Raw genomic sequence first — 13,873 nt, forward strand, 5'->3', positions numbered from 1 at the left:
GGGGCGAGCCCGACAACGCGGCTGGGGGTCCCCCCTCTGGGGGAGTGCGTGCCAGGCGTCGCCAGGCAGGCGGGACTTTCGAAACACGCCCTAGGCCGCCACGGACGTGTAGTGCGCCGCGTCGCCCTCGATCGAGTAGCTCTCCTTGCCCTCGATGCCGACCGGCACGTCGCCGGCGACGGTCACCCGGTGCAGCCGGCGCGGCAGGTGGTCGTAGTTGTCGACCGCGTAGTGCTGGGTGATGCGGTTGTCGAACAGCACGAGCTGGTTCTCCGACCAGCGGTGGCGCAGCAGGTTCTCCGGGCGGGTCACGTACGACTGGAGCAGGTCGAGGATCTTGCGGGACTCGCCGGCCGACAGCCCGACGATCCGCTGGGCGAACCCGCCGATGAACAGGCCGCGTTCACCTGTCAGCGGGTGGACGCGGACCACCGGATGCACCGTGCGGTACTTGATGGAGGTGAACTGGGCGCGCGCGGCGGCCTGTTGCTCGTCGAGCGACTCCTCCGGGACGGCGTAGTCGTAGTCGTTGGTGTGTTCCGCCCACAGGGTGTCGGCCAGTCGGCGCAGCGGCTCGGGCAGGTCGCGGTAGGCGGCCGCCGAGCTGGCGATCAGGGTCTCGCCGCCGTACGGCGGGACGGTCAGGCTGCGCAGGCTGGTGGCCTGGGGCGGGTTGAGGACGAAGGTCACGTCGGTGTGCCAGTGGTTGGCGGCCCGGCCGCGCTCGCTGTCCACGGGCAGCACGTTCGGGGTGCCGTCGACGGAGGGCACGGTCGGGTGGGCGGTGGTGATGTCGCCGAAGTGGCGGACGAAGGCCTGCTGGCCCTCGTCGTCGAGGCCCACCGCGTCGAAGACCAGCGCCTTGTGGACGTTGAGCGCCTCGCGCAGGGCGGCGTGGGTCTCCTCGTCGAGCGGCTTGGAGAGGTCGACGCCGGACACGTGGGCGCCGATGCGCGCGGTGACCTTGCGGATGTCGATGGTCATGGTGATGTCCTTTCAGACCAGGGCGGGTGTCGGGACGTACTGGTTGGCGGGGCGGGGGAGGCCGTAGCGCTCCCGGAGGGTCCGGTGGGGGCCGTATTCGGTGCGCAGCAGACCGCGGGTGCGCAGGATCGGGACGACCTGGTCGACGAAGGCCTCGAGGCCCGACGGCAGGACGGCCGGCATGATGTTGAAGCCGTCGGCGGCGCCCCGGGTGAACCAGGTCTCGATCTTGTCGGCGACCTGCTCGGGGGTGCCCGCGAAGGTGAGGTGCCCGCGCCCGCCGCCGAGCCGCCCGATCAGCTGCCGCACGGTGAGCCGGTCGCGCCGGGCCAGTTCCACCACCAGGGTGTAGCGGCTCTTGGCGCCCTCGACGGCGTCCTCGGAGGGCAGGTCGGCCGGCAGCTGGGCGTCCAACTCCAGGGTTCCCAAAGGCAGTTGCAGTAGCCGCTCCAGGTTGGCCACCCCGTGCTCGTGCACGATGTGGTCTTCGAGCACCTGCTCGTTCGCCCGCGCCTCGGCCTCCGTCGAGCCGAGCACCGGGACGATGCCGGGCAGCACCTTGATGTGCTCGGGGTCTCTGCCCGCCTGAGAGGTGCGGGACTTGAGGTCGGCGTAGAAGGCCTGCGCGTCGGCGAGGGTCTGCTGCGCGGTGAACACCGCCTCCGCGTACCGGGCGGCGAACGCCTTGCCGTCCTCGCTCGACCCCGCCTGCACGAGCAGCGGGTAACCCTGCGGCGAACGCGGGACGTTGAGGGCGCCCTCGACGCTGAAGTACGTCCCCCGGTGCCGGGGCGGGTGGATCTTGGCGTTGTCGCCCCAGACCCCGGACGCCTTGTCGGCGAGGATCGTGTCGTCCTCCCAGCTGTCCCAGAGCTTCAGCGCCACGTCGAGGAACTCGGCGGCCCGGGCGTACCGCTCGGCGTGCGCCGGCTCGGCGTCCAGACCGAAGTTCCGGGCGGCCTCCGCACCCGCCGTGGTGACGATGTTCCAGCCGGCCCGGCCGCCGCTGACGATGTCCAGGGAGGCGAACTTGCGGGCCAGGTTGTAGGGGGAGTTGTAGGACGTGGAGGCGGTGGCGATCAGGCCGATGTGCTCGGTGGCCGTCGCCAGCGCGGTGAGCAGGGTGAGCGGCTCCAGCGCGCCGGCCGGGCGCTGGGCGACGCTGCCCCACAGCTGCGGCCCGTCGGCGAGGAAGAGCGAGTCGAAGGTGCCGCGCTCGGCGGTCCGGGCCAGCCGGACGTAGTGGTCGAGCCGTACATGGGCGTAGGGGTCGCTCTCGGGGAGCCGCCAGGACGCTTCGTGGTGGCCGGTGTTCATGAGGAAGGCGTTGAGGTGGAGCTGGCGGGGCATGGTGGTCCTTTGCGTTTCGAGCGCGGGTGCGGAAACAGCCCGTCGGCGTTTGAGGACGAGGCCCGTTCAGGGCCGAAGCGGGGGTTCGGGGGCGGCAGCCCCCGAGACGGTCAGCGAGCGTCCGGCGTCACACCCAGCGCGGTCAGCAACCGCGCCCGGTACTCCTCACGAGGGTGGTCCTCGATGGCGAAGTCGAGTGCGATCCGCCCGTGTTCGAGCACAAGAACCCGCTCCGCCAGCACGATCGCCTCGTCCACGTCGTGCGTGACGAGCAGCACGGACGGCCGGTGCCGCTCCCACAGCTCCCGCAGCAGCCCGTGCATCTTGATCCGGGTGAGTGCGTCGAGCGCTCCGAACGGCTCGTCGGCGAGCAGGAGTTCGGGCTCGCGGACGAGGGAGCGGGCGAGCGCGGCACGCTGCGCCTCACCGCCGGACAGCTCGTTCGGCCAGGCCCGCTCACGCCCCTTCAGCCCCACCTCGGCGAGCGCCGCCCGCCCCCGCTCCTCACCGTCCGTGCCCAGCAGTACGTTGTCCAGCACCCGTCGCCAGGGCAGCAGCCGGGAGTCCTGGAAGACGACCGACACCCTTTCCGGTGCGCTCAGCCGCCCGCTCCCGTTGACCTCGTGGTCGAGGCCCGCGACCGCCCGCAGCAGGGTGGACTTGCCGGACCCGCTGTGCCCGAGCAGGGCCACGAACTGTCCGGCGGGGATGTCGAGATCGATGCCGTCGAGGACGGTACGCCCGTCGAAGGACCGGGTCAGGCCGCGCAACCGCACGGCGGGACGGGTCAGTTGCTCAGTGTGCGGCGCCACGACAGCACCCTCCGTTCGATGAGACGGACCGCGCTGTCGGAGATCAGACCGAAGACGCCGTAGATGAGCAGGCCGACGAGGATGACGTCCGACTGGCCGTAGTTCTGCGCCTGGAACATCATGTAGCCGAGGCCGCTGGTGGCGTTGATCTGCTCCAGGACCACCAGGCCCAGCCAGGAGCCGGTGACGCCCAGCCGGAGTCCCACGAAGAATCCGGGCAGGGCGCCGGGGATCACGATCTGCCGGACGAACCGGAGCCTCGACAGGCCCTGCACCTCGGCGAGTTCGACGAACCGGTGGTCGATGCCGGACAGCGCGGCATGCGTGTTCAGATAGACCGGGACGTAGACGACGATCGCGATGATCGCGATCTTGAAGGTCTCGCCGATGCCCAGCCAGAGGATGAACAGCGGGATGAGACCGAGGGTCGGGATCGCCCGGTTGAGCTGTACGGTCCCGTCGATCAGCGCCTCTCCGGTCCGGCTGAGCCCGGAGGCGAGGGCGAGGACCACCCCGGCGGTGAGACCGATCGCGAAGCCGTATCCGGCGCGTTCGAGGGAGGTGAGGACGTCGGTGGGCAGGGTCCCGTCGTTCCACAGCCGGACCCCGGTGTCGAGGACCGTCCAGGGCGCCGGGATCGCGCCGGTGTCCAGCCGGCCCGCGGCGGACGCGGCGGCCCACAGGGCGAGCAGGACGAGGGGGCCGGCCAGCCGGGCGGCGGGCAGCCGCCTGCCGGGGGCGAGACTGCGGCGGCGCCTTCGCGCCGGCTCGTCGGCGACGGCCGCGGGGGCCGTGCTCAGAGCGGTCGTGGTCATGGCGGTCAACTCCGGTACTCGGCGGCGACGGACTTCGCGGCGATGCCCTCGAAGCGGTGGTCGAAGAGGGACGACACGTCGAACTTCTTCACGAAGCCGCCCTCCGCGAGCAGATCCGCGGTCTCCTGCTCCCACTTGACCGCCTCGTCCCAGCTCGGCGGGAACAGCGGCTTGTTGGCGAGGTCGGAGATCGACTTGGCCTGGGCGGCGGTCAGGTTCTGCGTCTTGACGTAGAACTCCTCGTTCCAGACGCCGGGGTTCTCGTACGTCCACACCTGGCCCTGCGCCCACTGCGGGATGTAGGCGGCGATCGCGGCGGCCTTCGCCTCGTCGTTCAGCACGGACACCGGCGCCCACAGCAGGTTCAGCAGGTCGACGACATCGGTGGTGATGGTGCGGGCGCCCTTGGACTCGTACTGCTGGAGGTAGGCGGGTGCCTGGCTGTTGGCGAGCGGGGCGATGTCGACCTGCCCGGACTGCAGGGCGGTGAGGAACTGGTTGCTGGTCAGCGGGACCAGCTTCACGTCGTCGTACTTCAGGCCGGCCCGCTTCAGCGCCCGCAACAGGACGACACCCTGCGCCTGCCCCTGCGAGAAGGCGAGCTTCTTCCCCTTGAAGCCGGCGACGGTGTGGATGTCGCTGCCGGGCTTGGTGGCGAAGAGGTAGTTCGGCTTGCGGGTGAGGCCGATCGCGACGATCTTCGCGTCATACCCCTGGTAGTGCGCCTGGATCGGCGGGATACCGGCATTGTTCGCGAGGTCCAGGGACTTCGCCCGGAAGGCGTTGATGACATCGGGGCCGGCCCCGATGTTCACCCAACTCGACACCGTGAATGGCAATTTCGGCAGCTTCGCCAGTCTGAACTGCAACTGCTGGGTGTTCTGGTACGAGGCGATCTTCAGGCTGGTGCCGGCGGGCACCTTGTCGGCGAGCGGGGCCGTGGAGGCGCCCTCGGCACTCGTGGCGGCGCTGCTCTCGGCGCACCCGCTGAGCCCGGCGACACCTGCGGCGACGCCGAACACGGAGGCGAGGAACGCTCGACGGTCATAGGACGAAGACATGGGTGGACCCCCAGGGGAAAGCGGTGAAAAAAGGCAGGCGGAATTCAGGCCCGGCACAGCACGGCGCAGGGCAGAGCAGGGAATTCACGCGTGAAAAAACGAGAGAGAAAGAGTGCGCTCCCGGCGCACCGGGGCGTCAGCAACAGAGAGTGCGACAGCTCATGGAACGATGGTCCTGTTCTGGTGCGCGGCCTGTCAACATTCGGAGTTTCTGAATTAAGTCGCCCGTGACGAGAGGGTGAGCGGGTCCCGGAACAGCACGTCCAGAGCCACCGATCCGCCCGCCACCGCCAGCACCGAGTCCGGGAAACTCGACGGCACCACGCACTCCGCCCGCGCCGCCCCGACCTCCGCCCGCAGCGCGGCGAGGCAGTCCTCGCGGTACAGCACACCCACCTCGGTGACCACGACCCGCTCCGGGTTGAGGACGTCCAGCAGCAGCCCCGCCGCCCGTCCCGTCATCCGCGCCCGCTCCCGCAGCAGCCGCACGGCCGCCGGATCGCCGGCGTCCGCCGCGGCGAGCACCCGCATCGGGTTGACCCCGTCGACGATCCCGGCCTCCCGGGCCCGCCGGCACAAGGTGCGCTCGCTGAGCTCCGCCTGGAGGCAGCCGGTCCGTCCGCAGTCGCAGGGCTCGGTGCCGCCGGCCAGCGGCAGATGCGCGATGGAGCCCGCCTGCGAACGCGGCCCGTGGTGCACCTCGTCGTGGGTGGCGAAGGCGGCGTCGACCACGTTCCCGACGAACAGATGCAGCACACTGCGGCTGTCGCGCGCCCGCCCGAACAGCCGCTCCGCGTTGACCAACGCCCGGGCGTGCCCGTCCACATGGACCGGCAGTCCGGTCCGCGCCGCGAGGAGTTCCCGCACCGGTACGTCACGCCAGCCGAGCAGCGGATGCTCGACGACGGTCCCGGAATCACGGTCCACCCAGCCGCCCGCGGCGAACCCGACCCCCAGTGGGCGGCTGTCCGGCGCCCCGGCGAGCAGCGCCGCCAGCCCGTCGGCCGCCCGCGCGAGCACATCGTAGGGAGCGACGCCGCGGTGCTCGAACTCCCGCCGTGCCACCACCCGTCCGCGCAGATCGAGCAGCGCGACGGTGGTGTACGGCACCGCCACGTGCACCCCGCCGACCACGAACCGCGAGTCGTCCAGGTCGACCGGGACGTGCGGCCGGCCGACCCCGTTCGACCTGCGGGGCGCGGCCGACTCCCGGATCAGCCCGAGTGCGGTGAGCCGGGAGCAGTGGTCGGTGACGGCGGCCGGAGACAGCCCGGTCAGCCGGGCGATGGTGGAGCGCGCCACCGGCCCGTGCTCCAGCACGGACCGCAGGATCACACTGGCGCTGGTGCGCCGCCGGTCGCTGTCGGCGACACGGGGCACGGGGGACGTCGTACGAACAGGGGGTGCCGCGGTACGGGGCATGGTTGACCGTCCTCGGGAACGGGGGCCGACACGTCTCGGAAGCCGAGGCGCGCGGGGCCGCGCCTCAGACCGGGCGGCGACAGGTGGCCGTGCCCTGGCGTCGCAGGTCGACATAGCGACGCGACGTGAGGTTCAGGGCCTGGGCAACCATGCCTGGAAGGGTAGGGCAGGAACGGTGAATCCGACCAGTGCACTAGGATTCATTTGGTGATACCTCACAATCCCGCCCACGACGTCGGGGTGAGTGAAACATCGTCACCTCAGTGATCGGCATCACTTCACACCGGGTGTAACCGGCACCCTTTGTGTGGAGTCGACCATGGCCGGGTTCCCCCCTTTGTCGAGCGCTGACGGTGGGCGGCCCCCGGCCGCTGGGATAGCGTCGCGGTGTCCCGTACCCTCCCCACCCTCGCGGAGTCCCCATGAGCACCGCCGCCGCCCCCGCTCGCACCGGAACGGTCCTCGCCGATCTGCTGCCCGCCTCCCGCGTCCGTGACGTCGCGCTCGTGCTCGGCGGCGCCGCGCTCACCGGTGTCGCGGCCCAGATCGCGGTGCCGGTCCCCGGCTCCCCGGTCCCGGTGACCGGCCAGACCTTCGCCGCGCTGCTCGTCGGCACCTCCCTCGGCGCCCGCCGCGGCGTCGCCTCGCTCGTCGTGTACGCGCTGGCCGGGCTCGCCGGGGTCCCGTGGTTCGCCGACGGCACCTCCGGAGTCTCCGTCTCCTTCGGCTACATCCTCGGCATGATCCTCGCCTCCGCCGCCGTGGGCGCCCTGGCCCGCCGCGGCGCCGACCGCTCCGTCCTGCGGACGGCGGGCGCGATGCTGGTCGGCGAGGCGATCATCTACGCCGTCGGTGTCCCCTACCTCGCCTACGCCGCCGGCCTCTCCGCCTCCGCCGCCGTCGCGGCCGGCCTCACCCCGTTCCTGATCGGCGACGCCGTCAAGGCGGCCCTGGCGATGGGCCTGCTCCCCACCGCCTGGAAGCTCGCCCAGCGCCCCTAGGGCTTGTTGCGAAAGGCGTACCCGAACTCCCGGGCCAGGACGCCGATTTCACCGCCCGGCGGGTAGCCGGCGAGTTCGTCGTCGTACCCGGGCCCGGCGGGCCGGAGGAGGGGAGGCCGGCGAGGCCGTCACGGTGTCCATGGGCACGACGACGGCCGCATGACCTGATCCGTCTGGAGCAGACGACGTTCCGGGGTTACCCGGCGGTCGTCCGGGAGTGCACCGTCTCCTTCTTGGCCGGCTTCTCCTTCACCAGGGCGACCGCGACCACGGCCGCCGCGACGAGCAGCGACAGCAGCACGGTCGTACGTCCGCTGCTCTCGCCCTCCGTGTCGGTCAGCATGTAGCCGAGCACGAACACGATCAGCGCGGCCGTCGCCCAGGTCAGATACGGGTACAGCCACATCCGCACGACCAGCTTCTCCGGCGCCTCGCGCTGGATGATCCGCCGCATCCGCAGCTGCGAGAAGCAGATGACCAGCCATACGAACAGGGCCACCGCGCCACTGGAGTTGACCAGGAAGAGGAAGACCGAGTCCGGGAAGCGGTAGTTGAAGAACACCGCGACGAAGCCGAACACGACCGAGGAGACGATGGCCGCGAGCGGCACGCCCCGGGAGGTGGTCCGCGCGAACGCCTTCGGCGCGTCGCCCCGCTCGCCGAGCGAGAAGGCCATGCGGGAGGCCGTGTAGAGACCGGAGTTGAGGCAGGAGAGCACGGACGTCAGCACGATGACGTTCATGATCTGGCCGGCGTGCGCGATCCCCAGCGAGTCGAGGGCGGCGACGTAGGAGCCCTCCTTCTCGATGGAGGCGTCGTTCCACGGCAGCAGCGTGACGACGACGAAGATCGACCCGAGGTAGAAGACGCCGATCCGCCAGATGATGCTGTTGGTGGACTTGGTCACCGCCTGCCGCGGGTTCTCCGACTCGCCGGCCGCGAGGGTGGCGATCTCGCTGCCCATGAAGGAGAAGACGACGAGCAGTACACCGGTGAGGATGGTGCCCGGTCCGTTGGGCAGGAAGCCGCCGTGGTCGGTGAGGTTGCCGAACCCCGCCTTGTCGCTGTCGACGCCCGGCAGCACGCCGAACACCGCGAGCCCGCCGGTGAGGATGAACGCGCCGATCGCCACGACCTTGATCCCGGCGAACCAGAACTCGAACTCGCCGTAGGAGCCGACGGAGACCAGGTTGGTGGCGGTGAGCACCACCATCACGATCAGCGCCCACCCCCACTGGGGCACGGCCGGAATCCACCCTTCCAGGATCTTGGCACCGGCGGTCGCCTCCACCGCCAGCACCACCACCCAGAAGAACCAGTACAGCCAGCCGATGGAGAACCCGGCCCAGCGGCCGAGCGCGCGGTCGGCGTGCGCGGAGAACGAACCCGAGGTCGGATTCGCCGCGGACATCTCCCCGAGCATCCGCATCACCAGCACCACGAGCGTGCCGACGAGCGCGTAGGAGAGAAGGATGCCGGGCCCGGCGGTGGCGATCCCGGAGCTGGATCCGACGAACAGACCGGCACCGATGACACCGCCGATCGCGATCATCGACAGATGCCGGTTCTTGAGACCTGCCTGGAGACCGGGACCGGGTTCTCCGGTGCCGGGTCCGGCCTTGGTGAGGGTGGGCCGAGAAGTCATGGGCAGCCAGTGAATCGGAGGTAAATGGATTCCGGAGCCTATGATTCCGGATCGTCACTTGAGTTTTTCTTGAGGTTCCATGGTGTTGCCTGGATTTTTCGGCGCCACCACCCCGCGCTGCTACCCGGCAACACGCATGTCACACTCATTCCATGCGCGTGTATCTCGGCTCGGACCATGCCGGCTTCGAACTCAAGAACCACCTCGTCGAATGGCTCAAGGCGGCGGGCCACGACCCGGTCGACTGCGGGCCCCACATCTACGACGCCCAGGACGACTACCCGCCGTTCTGCCTGCGCGCCGCCGAGAAGACGGCCGCCGACAAGGAGGCCCTCGGCGTCGTCATCGGCGGCTCCGGCAACGGCGAGCAGATCGCGGCGAACAAGGTCAAGGGCGTCCGTGCGGCCCTGGCCTGGAGCGAGGAGACGGCGTCCCTCGGCCGCCAGCACAACAACGCCAACGTCGTCGCCGTCGGCGCCCGTATGCACTCGACCGAGGACGCGACGAAGTTCGTCGAGACCTTCCTCAGCACCCCGTTCTCGGGCGACGAGCGGCACATCCGCCGGATCGACATGCTGGCCGACTACGAGACGAGCGGGGACCTGCCGGCCATCCCGGCCCACCACCCGCAGCAGGACTGACCGCCCCCGGGGGGGGGCTGGAAAGGAACAAGGAACCGTGCCAGAGGGGCACACGATCCACCGGCTGGCGCTGGACTACGCCGACCGCTTCTCCGGCACGTCCCCGCGGGTGACCAGCCCCCAGGGCAAGTTCTCCGACGCCGCGGCCCTCCTCGACGGCGCCGAACTCACCCGCACCGAAGCCCATGGAAAACACCTCTTCCTGGGCTTCCGCGGCGACGAATGGGTCCACATCCACCTCGGCCTGTTCGGCAAGGTCGCCTTCGGTGACGCCCCCGCGCCCCCGCCCACGGACACCGTCCGCCTCCGCCTGGCCAACAGCGCCGCCTACGTCGACCTGCGCGGCCCGACCACCTGCGCGCTCATCTCGGACCCCGAGAAGCAGGCGGTGCACGCCCGCCTCGGCCCCGACCCGCTGCGCGCCGACGCCGACCCCCGGGCGGCCTGGGCCCGCGTCTCCCGCAGCCGTACGACGATCGCCGCGCTCCTGATGGACCAGAAGGTCATCGCCGGCGTCGGCAACGTCTACCGCGCCGAGGTCCTCTTCCGGCACCACATCGACCCGTACCGCCCGGGCAAGGACCTCACGCCCGCCGAATGGGACGCGATCTGGGCCGACCTGGTCGCCCTCATGCGCGAGGGCGTCCGCAACAACCGCATCGACACGGTCCGCCCCCAACACACCCCCGAGGCGATGGGCCGCCCGCCTCGCGTCGACGACCACGGCGGCGAGGTCTACGTCTACCGCCGCCACCAGCGGCCCTGCCACCTCTGCGGCGACGAGATCCGCACCGCCGACCTCGCCGCCCGCAACCTCTTCTGGTGCCCGACCTGCCAGAAGAACTGACCCGCCGGAGCAACTGACCCGCCGGAAGAACCGCCCGCCGGGAGAACCCGGGTCGCTTCAGAAGCCGTGCGGCAGCCAGGGTGCCACCGGTGAGCCGAAGCCCACCGCGGCCTCCGCCAGCGCGCCCTGGCGCAGTTCCCGCACCCGCCCGGCCGCGCCGAGCGCCGCCAGGCTCACCCCGCCCAGGTACGCCGCCCCCAACTCCCGCACCGACAGCGCGAGGTCGGCCGGGTCCGTCGTACGCCCGCACACCGCGCCCTTGGCGTCGCCGGACAGCCGCCAACGCCCCGAGTTCCACGGACAGAAGGCGTCCTCGACCTCCAGCACGACATCCACCGGCGTCTGGTACGTCCGCGCCCGGAGCGCCTCGCCGACGTCCACCAGCCGCACGTAGAGCGCGTCCCGCACCCGCAGCTCACACCGCCGGATGTCCGACACCTGGAACTGCCACCCGTCGTCCATCGGCCGCCCCCGCACCTTCAGCGAGGTCGTCAGGTCGATCCCGAACAGGAACCGCCACAGCGCCGCCTCCGACGCCGGATCGAGCCCCGCCAGGTCCTGGAGCAGCACCTGCCCGTTGTGCCCGGAGTCCGTGTACTCGGGCCGCACCCGGAACCGCGCGTACCCGGTCACCTCCCCGTCCCGCTCGGCCAGCACGCACTGCAGCGGCGACGCCCCGTCCTGCGCGGCCTCCGGGGGGTGGCGCTCCAGCACCCACAGCTTCTCCCAGCCGGGCCGCCGCGCCAGCATCCCGGGCCGCCCGGGCACCGTCCGCGCGTACACCGCCTCGCACGCGTCGAGCCCGGCCTGCGGGTCGACGTACCGCAGCCGTACGGCGTCGGCGCCGGCCGGGGCCGCGAGCCGGACCCGGCCGGTGTCGATCTCGGCATGCATCCCGAAGCTCGCCGCCCCGTACCCGAACCGGCCGTAGATGTCCGGCTCGGAGGCGGTGAGGGCCGCGACCGGTTCGCCCCACGCGCGGATGTCATCCAACTGCCGCCGCATCATCGAGGTCAGCACCCCGCGCCGCCGGTGCGTCGCACTCACCGCGACCGTCGACACCCCCGCCGTCGGCACCGAAGCCCCGCCCGGCACCGTCAGCCGGAAGTCGTACGCCCCCGCGGTGCCCACCACCTCGGCCCCGTCCCACGCCCCGACGGCCCGCTCGGCCGGGATGAGCCGCCGCCACAGCTCGCGCTCCTCGGCCGGCTCCGGAATCCCGCCGAACGAGCGCAGCAGCATGTCGTACCAGGCGTCCCAGTCCTCCTCCCGCAGCACCCGCAGCTCAGCCGTCGTCGTCCCCGTCGCCCCAGTCGTCCCACTCGTCATGGACCCATGCCTAGCAGCCCAATGCGGGACGAGCCAGGGAATTTCTCTCTCTTGCCGACGGGAGCGCTTTCCGTGAAGTTCACTGTGAAGTTGAGCCTCGGACGGGGGACAAGTGGGACCTCCCGTGCCAAGCGGTGGGTTGGATGGATAGGGTCCCGAACTAATGGCAGCAGGACGACAGCGGCGCGCGGAAGCCGAGACGTGGGCGGCCCGGTTGAGGCACTGGTTGCACCGGGTCCGCACCGGCGTGCGCAGAAGCGCCGTGGACTACTTCCGCGGCGACGGCTCCGACTGGATCGCCCTGGCCTTCCTGCTGTTCACCGTGCCCGTGATCGCGGCCACCACACTCGCCAACTCCGTGTGGTGCTCGCCGGCCGCCCTCGTCCTGCCGATCGTCGCCGGCGGTCTGCTGCTGCGCCCCTCCAGCCTGCTCGGCCTGTACGCCGCCGCGGCCACCGCCCTGATCGTGGAGTCCGTGCAGCTGGGCCCGTACACGCAGGGCCCGTCGCGCGTGACCCCGGGCGTGGTCCTGGTCGTCGCCGCATGCGGTTTCTTCGGACTGCTCATCGCCCAGTTCCGCAGCCGGGTCGGCGTGCCCTGGCGGCGCGGCGGCACCATGCTCTTCGACCTGCGCGAGCGCATCCGGGTGCAGAGCAAGCTACCCAAACTGCCGCCGGGCTGGCACCGCGAGATGGCGCTGCGGCCGGCGGGCGGCCAGTCCTTCTCCGGTGACTTCGTCGTCGCGGCCCGCACCAACGGCGGCCGCACCATGGAGGTCGTCCTCACCGACGTCTCCGGCAAGGGCATGGACGCGGGCTCCAGGGCGCTGCTGCTGTCCGGCGCCTTCGGCGGCCTGCTCGGCTCCCTCCCCCCGCACGCCTTCCTCCCGGCGGCGAACGGCTATCTCCTGCGCCAGGACTGGGACGAGGGCTTCGCGACGTCCATCCACCTCGTCCTCGACCTCGACTCGGGCGACTACGAGCTCTACTCCGCGGGACACCCGCCGGGCCTCCAGCTCAGCGCGGGCAGCGGCCGCTGGGAGGAGAAGGCGGCCGAGGGCCCGCTCCTCGGCGTGTACGAGGGCGCGCAGTTCGATCCGGTGAAGGGCTCCCTGCGCCCGGGCGACGTCCTCATGCTCTTCACCGACGGCCTGGTGGAGACCTCCGACCGGGACATCGTCGAGGGCATCGACCGCCTCACCGGCGAGGCCGACCGCTATGTCGCCGGCGGCTTCCAGGGTGCCGCCTGGCATCTGATCGAGGCGGTCGCCAAGGACGTCAACGACGACCGGGCCCTGCTGCTGGTCTGCCGCGAGGGCCCGACGGCGACCGCGGCCGCGACGGCGGCGGCGACGCCCGCGTACTGACCTGTCCCCGTCCGTTTGTGCCACCCCTGTAACTACCGTCGCTTCGCGATTGCACTGGTAATCCAGGACTTGCTACAGATGAGATGCGTACAGTCGTGAAGGTGCGGCCGTGACGGTACGGCCGCGACGGACACGGACGGGGACGGACCCCACCGGGGGAGGCGGTTTCGGTATGAAGTTCGACATGGGTGCGCAGACGCTGTCGACGCTGCAGCGCGATTCGCGTGGTTCGAGCGACGATCTGGGCTCGCTCATCAAGCAGTTGGTGCAGGCGGCGACGCCGTTGGAGGGCAAGTTCAACGGTACGGGCCGTCAGATGTTCGACCAGTTCAAGGGGCGTGCGGATGAGATCACGAACGAGCTGAACGCCTCTCTCTCCGCCATCCTGGGCGGTCAGTCGGGCATGGACTCGGCGTTCAGCTCGGGCGACCAGGAGCAGGGCGACAACGCGCGTCAGCAGATGTCGGCGGCCAACTTCGACGCGGCGCGTTTCGGCGCCCGCTGATTCACGGGGAGTGATGTGTGATGGCGGGTGCGGGTTCGGATCGTCGGTCGTACGACACGGGTGCGTCGGCGGATGCGCAGGGGAACATCCAGGCG

At 71.0% G+C, this 13,873-nt stretch carries 13 protein-coding genes; 5 read left to right on the top strand and 8 right to left on the bottom strand.

Annotation, left to right across the window (positions count from 1 at the left end; all coding sequences use genetic code 11):
* Positions 1-90 precede the first annotated feature (90 nt).
* The 6 genes from ABT057_RS48245 to ABT057_RS48270 form a co-directional block, all read right to left on the bottom strand.
* Complete coding sequence (locus ABT057_RS48245) at positions 91-984, bottom strand: TauD/TfdA dioxygenase family protein (protein ID WP_352351638.1); 894 nt, start codon at positions 982-984, stop codon at positions 91-93.
* 12 nt (positions 985-996) lie between these two features.
* The gene (locus tag ABT057_RS48250) at positions 997-2,334 is read right to left on the bottom strand and encodes an LLM class flavin-dependent oxidoreductase (protein ID WP_352351640.1); all 1,338 of its coding nucleotides are present in this window, start codon (positions 2,332-2,334) and stop codon (positions 997-999) included.
* A gap of 110 nt (positions 2,335-2,444) precedes the next feature.
* Positions 2,445-3,146: an ABC transporter ATP-binding protein gene (locus tag ABT057_RS48255; protein ID WP_352351642.1), complete on the bottom strand. Its 702-nt coding sequence runs from the start codon at positions 3,144-3,146 to the stop codon at positions 2,445-2,447.
* A complete protein-coding gene (locus ABT057_RS48260; RefSeq protein ID WP_352351644.1) occupies positions 3,122-3,961 on the bottom strand; it encodes an ABC transporter permease in 840 nt (279 codons plus the stop codon). Before ABT057_RS48260 ends, ABT057_RS48255 begins: the two co-directional genes overlap by 25 nt.
* 5 nt (positions 3,962-3,966) lie before the next feature.
* On the bottom strand, positions 3,967-5,022 hold the full coding sequence (locus ABT057_RS48265) for an ABC transporter substrate-binding protein (RefSeq protein WP_352351646.1): 1,056 nt from the start codon (positions 5,020-5,022) through the stop codon (positions 3,967-3,969).
* 216 nt (positions 5,023-5,238) lie between these two features.
* On the bottom strand, positions 5,239-6,444 hold the full coding sequence (locus ABT057_RS48270; RefSeq protein WP_352351648.1) for an ROK family protein: 1,206 nt from the start codon (positions 6,442-6,444) through the stop codon (positions 5,239-5,241).
* Between the two features lie 422 nt (positions 6,445-6,866).
* Between ABT057_RS48270 and ABT057_RS48275 the strand changes: the two genes are divergently transcribed.
* Entirely contained in the window at positions 6,867-7,445 is a 579-nt protein-coding gene (locus tag ABT057_RS48275; protein ID WP_352351650.1) for a biotin transporter BioY, read from the top strand.
* 196 nt (positions 7,446-7,641) lie between these two features.
* Here the strand turns inward: ABT057_RS48275 and ABT057_RS48280 are convergent, their stop codons facing one another.
* Positions 7,642-9,090, bottom strand: coding sequence for an amino acid permease (locus ABT057_RS48280; protein WP_352351652.1), 1,449 nt, complete (start codon positions 9,088-9,090; stop codon positions 7,642-7,644).
* Positions 9,091-9,242: 152 nt separating this feature from the next.
* Between ABT057_RS48280 and ABT057_RS48285 the strand changes: the two genes are divergently transcribed.
* Together ABT057_RS48285 and ABT057_RS48290 are read left to right on the top strand one after the other, a co-directional pair.
* The gene (locus ABT057_RS48285; RefSeq protein ID WP_352351654.1) at positions 9,243-9,731 is read left to right on the top strand and encodes a ribose-5-phosphate isomerase; all 489 of its coding nucleotides are present in this window, start codon (positions 9,243-9,245) and stop codon (positions 9,729-9,731) included.
* A 37-nt stretch (positions 9,732-9,768) separates the two neighbouring features.
* On the top strand, positions 9,769-10,578 hold the full coding sequence (locus ABT057_RS48290) for an Fpg/Nei family DNA glycosylase (RefSeq protein ID WP_352351656.1): 810 nt from the start codon (positions 9,769-9,771) through the stop codon (positions 10,576-10,578).
* 57 nt (positions 10,579-10,635) lie between these two features.
* Here ABT057_RS48290 and ABT057_RS48295 read toward each other — a convergent pair whose 3' ends face one another.
* On the bottom strand, positions 10,636-11,907 hold the full coding sequence (locus ABT057_RS48295) for a GNAT family N-acetyltransferase (protein ID WP_352351658.1): 1,272 nt from the start codon (positions 11,905-11,907) through the stop codon (positions 10,636-10,638).
* A 163-nt stretch (positions 11,908-12,070) separates the two neighbouring features.
* Between ABT057_RS48295 and ABT057_RS48300 the strand changes: the two genes are divergently transcribed.
* Entirely contained in the window at positions 12,071-13,273 is a 1,203-nt protein-coding gene (locus tag ABT057_RS48300; protein WP_352351660.1) for a SpoIIE family protein phosphatase, read from the top strand.
* 172 nt (positions 13,274-13,445) lie between these two features.
* Positions 13,446-13,778, top strand: a complete 333-nt coding sequence (locus ABT057_RS48305) for a hypothetical protein (protein WP_352351662.1) — start codon at positions 13,446-13,448, stop codon at positions 13,776-13,778.
* Positions 13,779-13,873: the final 95 nt, after the last annotated feature.

The sequence above is a fragment of the Streptomyces sp. NPDC002588 genome, assembly GCF_040295925.1.
Classification (GTDB): domain Bacteria; phylum Actinomycetota; class Actinomycetes; order Streptomycetales; family Streptomycetaceae; genus Streptomyces.

Coding starts and splice junctions, on each gene's coding strand:
- ABT057_RS48245 (WP_352351638.1), bottom strand. CDS start 984: ATGACCATCGACATCCGCAAGGTCACCGCGCGCATCGGCGCCCACGTG.
- ABT057_RS48250 (WP_352351640.1), bottom strand. CDS start 2,334: ATGCCCCGCCAGCTCCACCTCAACGCCTTCCTCATGAACACCGGCCAC.
- ABT057_RS48260 (WP_352351644.1), bottom strand. CDS start 3,961: ATGACCACGACCGCTCTGAGCACGGCCCCCGCGGCCGTCGCCGACGAG.
- ABT057_RS48265 (WP_352351646.1), bottom strand. CDS start 5,022: ATGTCTTCGTCCTATGACCGTCGAGCGTTCCTCGCCTCCGTGTTCGGC.
- ABT057_RS48270 (WP_352351648.1), bottom strand. CDS start 6,444: ATGCCCCGTACCGCGGCACCCCCTGTTCGTACGACGTCCCCCGTGCCC.
- ABT057_RS48275 (WP_352351650.1), top strand. CDS start 6,867: ATGAGCACCGCCGCCGCCCCCGCTCGCACCGGAACGGTCCTCGCCGAT.
- ABT057_RS48280 (WP_352351652.1), bottom strand. CDS start 9,090: ATGACTTCTCGGCCCACCCTCACCAAGGCCGGACCCGGCACCGGAGAA.
- ABT057_RS48285 (WP_352351654.1), top strand. CDS start 9,243: ATGCGCGTGTATCTCGGCTCGGACCATGCCGGCTTCGAACTCAAGAAC.
- ABT057_RS48295 (WP_352351658.1), bottom strand. CDS start 11,907: ATGACGAGTGGGACGACTGGGGCGACGGGGACGACGACGGCTGAGCTG.
- ABT057_RS48300 (WP_352351660.1), top strand. CDS start 12,071: ATGGCAGCAGGACGACAGCGGCGCGCGGAAGCCGAGACGTGGGCGGCC.
- ABT057_RS48305 (WP_352351662.1), top strand. CDS start 13,446: ATGAAGTTCGACATGGGTGCGCAGACGCTGTCGACGCTGCAGCGCGAT.